Below are 6,511 nucleotides of genomic sequence, written 5' to 3'. Positions count from 1 at the left end.
AGTCTACAACTAGGGTGGTACCGCGATAAATATCGTCCCTACTGATTGAATCAGTAGGGATTTTTTGTACAAAAAAGTGGGTTTTTATCTAGTAGATAGTGTCCTTATAGTAAGTATTCGTTTAAAATAAGAAGAGGTATCGATTCCACTTAAAATTTGTATAATTTATCAGTTCAGAAAATAGAGAATTTTTCATTCTCTTACTATACTTTTAAAACATTAGAGGAGGATTTCCAAATGGCAAATCATGAATTAGATCAATTACGTAAACAGGTAGATGAAATTAACTTACAACTATTACACCTTTTAAACAAACGTGGTGAAATCGTTCAAAAAATTGGGGAGCAAAAGCAAGTACAAGGTACGAAACGTTTTGATCCAGTACGTGAGCGTGAAGTGCTTGATATGATTGCAGAGCATAACGAAGGACCGTTCGAAACGTCAACAGTTCAACACATTTTCAAAACAATCTTCAAAGCTAGCTTAGAATTACAGGAAGATGATAACCGTAAAGCATTACTAGTATCACGTAAAAAGAAACAAGAAAACACAATCGTTAATGTAAAAGGTGAATTGATTGGAAACGGAACACAAACATTCATTATGGGACCTTGTGCGGTAGAAAGCTTAGAACAAGTTCGTCAAGTAGGGCAAGCGATGAAAGACCAAGGCCTAAAATTAATGCGCGGTGGTGCTTTCAAACCGAGAACATCTCCATACGATTTCCAAGGTTTAGGAGTAGAAGGATTACAAATTTTACGCCAAGTAGCAGATGAGTTCGACTTAGCGATCATTAGTGAAATTTTAAATCCGAACGATGTTGAAATGGCGCTAGACTACGTTGATGTCATTCAAGTTGGAGCACGTAACATGCAAAACTTCGATTTATTACGAGCTGTAGGTAAAGTTAACAAGCCAGTATTACTAAAACGTGGATTAGCAGCAACAATTGATGAGTTCATTAACGCAGCTGAATACATCATTGCACAAGGTAACGACCAAATTATTCTATGTGAGCGTGGTATCCGCACATACGAAAGAGCGACACGTAACACATTAGACATTTCAGCAGTACCGATTTTAAAGAAAGAAACACATTTACCAGTTATCGTTGACGTAACGCATTCAACTGGACGCAGAGATTTATTATTACCAACAGCGAAAGCAGCACTTGCAATTGGTGCAGATGCAGTTATGGCTGAAGTACATCCAGATCCAGCAGTTGCATTATCAGATTCTGCACAACAAATGGATATTCCAGAATTCCATAGATTCATGGATGAGTTAAAAGGATTCAAAAATAAATTATCTTAATCCCATATCATATATGCGCTGAAGAGGAAACAGTAGTGCTTATCTCCCTGTTAAAGAGAGCTGATGGTCGGTGAGAATCAGTACAAAGGTAAGCATGAATTACAGCCTTGGAGCATCTTTTCCGCCAACTGTTGGAGGGAAAGACGGTCAAATGATCGTTAAAGAAGAAGAGAGGTAGACGAAAGTTGTCTACAACTAGGGTGGTACCGCGATAAACATCGTCCCTACTGAGCGCTCAGTAGGGACTTTTTTGTACAAAAAAATAGTAAAGGGGCAAGAGAAATGAGATACATTACAGCTGGAGAATCACATGGGCCGCAGTTAACAGTTATTTTAGAAGGTGTACCAGCAGGTTTAACATTAACAGTGGAACATATTAATAAAGAATTATTAAGAAGACAAAAAGGGCACGGACGCGGAAGACGTATGCAAATTGAAACTGATACAGTTGAAATTGTAAGTGGTGTTCGTCATGGGATGACACTTGGCTCGCCGATAACGTTAATCGTAAAAAACGATGATTTCAAACATTGGACGAAAGTAATGGGTGCAGAGCCAATTTCGGAAAAAGAAAGTAAAGAAATGAAACGTACAATTACAAAACCACGTCCAGGACATGCGGATTTAAACGGAGCAATTAAATACGGTCACCGTGATATAAGAAATGTGCTAGAGCGCTCATCTGCAAGAGAAACGACAGTTCGTGTAGCTGCTGGTGCAGTTGCGAAACAAATTTTAAAAGAATTAGGCGTAGAAATTGCAGGGCATGTACTTGAAATTGGTGGAGTAAAAGCAAAACATATTTCAAAGTTATCAATTGAAGAGATTCAAACAATTACTGAAAACTCACCAGTTCGATGTTTGGATAAAGAAGTAGAACAAGAGATGATGGGTGCGATAGATAACGCTAAAAGTAGTGGAGATTCAATCGGTGGCATTGTTGAAGTCATTGCAGAAGGCATGCCAATAGGTGTCGGTAGTTACGTTCATTACGATCGTAAATTAGATGCAAAACTTGCTGGTGCAATTATGAGTATTAATGCATTTAAAGGTGCTGAAATTGGCATTGGTTTTGAAGCGGCAAGACAGCCAGGAAGTAAAGTGCATGATGAAATTTTATGGGATGAAGAACAAGGATACACGAGAAATACGAATAATGCCGGCGGTTTAGAAGGTGGTATGACAACAGGCATGCCAATTGTCGTAAGAGGTGTGATGAAGCCAATACCTACATTATACAAACCGTTAGCAAGTGTTGATATTGATACGAAAGAATCATTCCAAGCGAGTATTGAAAGATCTGATAGTTGTGCAGTACCAGCAGCAGGAGTAGTAGCTGAGTCTGTTGTAGCATGGGAACTTGCACATGCACTAGTCGAACAATTCGGAAAAGATCGTATAGAATTAATCCAGCAAAACATTACGCAACATAACAAATACGCAAAAGAATTTTAATAAAAGGTGGTTTTAACATGCAAGTAAAAGATCAACTCTCATCATTACAACCATATAAACCAGGTAAATCACCTGAACAAATGAAAGAAGTGTACGGAGATCATTCATTTGTGAAATTAGCATCGAATGAAAACCCATTCGGCTGCTCACCACGTGTTTTAGATGAGTTGCAAAAATCGTGGTTGGAACATGCTTTATATCCTGACGGAGGTGCTACAACGCTCCGTCAAACAATTGCAAATAAGTTACATGTACAAATGGAACAAGTACTTTGCGGTAGTGGATTAGATGAAGTCATTCAAATCATAAGTCGTGCAGTACTGAAAGCAGGAGATAACATCGTGACGGCTGGTACGACATTCCCGCAGTACCGTCATCATGCAATTATTGAAGGCTGTGAAGTGAAAGAAATTCCTTTAAATAACGGTGTATACGATTTAGACGAAATTTCGTCAGCGGTAAATAATAATACGAAAATCGTATGGATTTGTAATCCAAATAACCCGACAGGCACATATGTGAATGATCAAAAATTGTCTCAATTTATTGAAGGTATTAGTGAAAATACGTTAATTGTCATTGATGAAGCGTACTATGAATACGTAACAGCAAAAGATTTCCCAGAGACATTACCGCTATTAGAAAAACATAAAAATATTTTTGTACTTAGAACGTTTTCTAAAGCATACGGATTAGCTTCTTTCCGCGTTGGATATGCGATTGGACATGAAGAGCTAATCGAGAAATTAAATGTCGTACGTTTGCCATTTAACGTATCTTCATTAGCGCAAAAAGCAGCGACGATTGCTTTTGGTGATGACGAGTTTATTGAAGAAATAGTTCGTGTGAATACAGAAGGATTACAACAATACGAAAGCTTTTGTAAGGAAAATGAAATTCCATTTTATCCATCGCAAACAAATTTCATCTTCTTGCCAGTTGAGAATGCTGGGGAGATTTATGAAGCTTGTGCACACGCAGGATTTATTATTCGTCCGTTCCCAAATGGTGTCCGTATTACAGTCGGAACAAGGGAGCAAAATGAAGGAGTGATTTCAGTGTTACAACAACACTTTGAAAATAAAAAAAGAAAGTCTCGAGATGAGGCAAATGCGTAAAAAGGTAGTTTTAATTGGAACTGGTTTAATAGGGGGCTCTCTTGCATTAGCAATTAAGAAAGAGCACGATGTAACGATAACAGGTTATGATATTTTTCAAGAACAAGTAGAGCGTGCAAAAGAATTACACGTAGTAGATGAAGTAGCGGTAGATTTACAGCATGCGTGTGAAGAGGCGCATTTAATTGTTTTTGCTTCTCCAGTTGAAGAAACGAAGAAGTTATTACACAAATTAGCGTCATTTCGATTACGAGAAGATGTTATTGTAACCGATGTTGGTAGTACAAAAGGGACGATTATGAATGAAGCAGAAGCTTTATTTTCAAAGGAAGTTTCTTTCATTGGTGGACATCCAATGGCAGGTTCTCATAAAACGGGCGTTGAAAGTGCAAAAGCACATTTATTTGAAAATGCATTTTACATTTTGACACCGATGAATCATGTGCCAAATGAACATGTAGAAGAACTAAAGCGTTGGTTACAAGGGACAGGATCTCATTTTCTCGTTTTAAATACGGAAGAACATGATTATGTAACAGGAATTGTAAGTCATTTTCCGCATCTTATTGCAGCAGGGTTAGTAAAGCAAGTGGAGAAACATGCAGGAGATAATCCACTTATTCATCAACTAGCTGCTGGAGGTTTTAAAGACATTACACGTATCGCATCTAGTAGCCCAAAAATGTGGAGTGATATTGTTAAGCAAAATCGTGAGCATTTAATGGTATTATTAAAAGAGTGGATCTCTGAAATGGAAGATTTATATGATACAGTTTCTACCGGAGATGCAGGCGAGATTCAAAACTATTTTGCAGACGCGAAAGAATACCGTGACTCTTTACCAGTACGAAAAAGAGGGGCAATTCCTGCCTATCACGACTTATACGTCGATGTTTTAGATAAAGTAGGAGCATTGGCTCACATTACGAGCATTTTAGCACGCGAAGAAATTAGTATTACGAACTTGCAAATATTAGAAGCGCGTGAAGGATTGCTAGGGGTGTTACGTATTAGCTTCCAAAGAGAAGAAGATCGTATGAAAGCAAAGCTAGCGCTTAGAGAAGAAAAATACCAAACTTATGAAACAATTTAAATGAGAAGGTGAAAACGTGAAGGAAAGAACGATACAACCTGTTAATAACGGATTAAATGGCAACATTACAATTCCAGGAGATAAATCCATTTCACACCGTGCTGTCATGTTCGGTGCGATTGCAGAAGGAAAAACAACAATTAAAGGTTTCTTGCCCGGTGCAGACTGTTTAAGTACGATTTCTTGCTTTAAAGAAATGGGAGTAGACATCGTGCAAAATGGTGATGAAGTCACTGTAGTTGGTAAAGGATTAGAAGGTTTACAAGAACCGAAAGCTGTATTAGATGTTGGTAATTCTGGTACAACAATACGTTTAATGTCAGGGATCTTGGCAAATACACCATTTTTCTCTTGTGTACAAGGTGATGCATCTATCGCAAAAAGACCGATGAAACGTGTTACAAACCCATTAAAACAAATGGGTGCAAACCTTGATGGTCGTGAAGAAGGAACGTTCACACCGTTAACAATACGTGGCGGAGATTTAAAAGCAATTGAATACACTTCACCTGTAGCAAGTGCACAAGTAAAGTCAGCTATTTTACTTGCAGGACTTCGAGCAGAAGGTGTAACAGCTGTTACAGAACCACATATTTCACGCGATCATACGGAAAGAATGCTTGAAGCCTTTGGAGTTAAAGTAACGCGCGAAGGAAAAACAGTGAAACTTGCAGGTGGACAAAAGCTAACAGCAACAGACGTCCAAGTGCCAGGTGACGTATCATCAGCAGCATTTTTCCTAGTAGCGGGCGCAATCATTCCAAATAGTAAACTAGTATTACAAAATGTAGGGATGAATCCAACTCGTACTGGTATTATTGATGTATTAGAGAAAATGGGTGCTACGTTTACTGTAGAGCCAATTAACGAAGGAGCATCAGAACCAGCTGCAAACATTACAATTGAAACATCTTCATTAAAAGGAACTGAAATTGGCGGAGATATTATCCCAAGATTAATTGATGAAATTCCTGTAATTGCTTTAGCAGCAACACAAGCAGAAGGAATTACAGTTATTAAAGATGCACACGAATTAAAAGTTAAAGAAACGAACCGTATTGATACAGTCGTTGCAGAATTAACGAAGCTAGGAGCTCGCATAGAAGCAACTGACGACGGGATGATTATTTACGGGAAATCAGCTCTAAAAGGTAATACAGTAAATAGTTACGGTGACCACCGCATCGGAATGATGCTTGCGATCGCTGGATGTATCGCAGAAGGAAAAACAACAATTGAAGATGCAGAAGCAGTAGGCGTATCATATCCTACATTCTTCGAAGAACTTCAAACGTTAGCTAAATAAAGTGAAACTTTAATCAGTGGGGGGTTCTTCATCCCCCACTGATTATTAGTTGAACCAATCGGACTTTTACGGGCAGTTGATCCCCCACCTAAATTCTTTGCTTTCGCTAAATTTTGAGGTGGGGGTCTTACTGCCCGTTAAAGCGGGATAAAGTAATAAGAAGCAGATACAGGATGTATCTGCTTCTTATATTGGATTCGTTTCGTGAAGTTCATATAATTTCAT

The 6,511-nt window shown here is 38.3% G+C and carries 5 protein-coding genes and 1 other annotated feature; all 5 genes read left to right on the top strand.

Translation table 11 applies throughout. From position 1 onward, the window contains the following. Positions 1 to 237 precede the first annotated feature (237 nt). Positions 238 to 1,314 carry a bifunctional 3-deoxy-7-phosphoheptulonate synthase/chorismate mutase gene (locus MR113_RS17410; protein ID WP_001273578.1) on the top strand — a complete coding sequence of 359 codons (1,077 nt, stop codon included), beginning with the start codon at positions 238 to 240 and terminating at the stop codon, positions 1,312 to 1,314. 9 nt (positions 1,315 to 1,323) lie between these two features. Next, positions 1,324 to 1,543 (top strand) — a binding site (T-box leader). Positions 1,544 to 1,596: 53 nt separating this feature from the next. Continuing rightward, positions 1,597 to 2,769: a chorismate synthase gene (gene aroC / locus MR113_RS17405; protein ID WP_242255781.1), complete on the top strand. Its 1,173-nt coding sequence runs from the start codon at positions 1,597 to 1,599 to the stop codon at positions 2,767 to 2,769. A gap of 17 nt (positions 2,770 to 2,786) precedes the next feature. Next, a complete protein-coding gene (gene hisC / locus MR113_RS17400; RefSeq protein WP_242255780.1) occupies positions 2,787 to 3,887 on the top strand; it encodes a histidinol-phosphate transaminase in 1,101 nt (366 codons plus the stop codon). Further along, positions 3,880 to 4,980: a prephenate dehydrogenase gene (tyrA, locus tag MR113_RS17395; protein ID WP_242255779.1), complete on the top strand. Its 1,101-nt coding sequence runs from the start codon at positions 3,880 to 3,882 to the stop codon at positions 4,978 to 4,980. Before hisC ends, tyrA begins: the two co-directional genes overlap by 8 nt. Positions 4,981 to 4,996: 16 nt before the next feature. After that, on the top strand, positions 4,997 to 6,286 hold the full coding sequence (gene aroA, locus MR113_RS17390) for a 3-phosphoshikimate 1-carboxyvinyltransferase (RefSeq protein ID WP_242255778.1): 1,290 nt from the start codon (positions 4,997 to 4,999) through the stop codon (positions 6,284 to 6,286). The last annotated feature ends 225 nt before the right edge of the window (positions 6,287 to 6,511 follow it).

The organism is Bacillus cereus group sp. BfR-BA-01379 (assembly GCF_022663605.1).
Taxonomy (GTDB): Bacteria; Bacillota; Bacilli; order Bacillales; family Bacillaceae_G; genus Bacillus_A; species Bacillus_A mobilis.
This window is presented reverse-complemented; position numbering and strand designations above follow the sequence as displayed.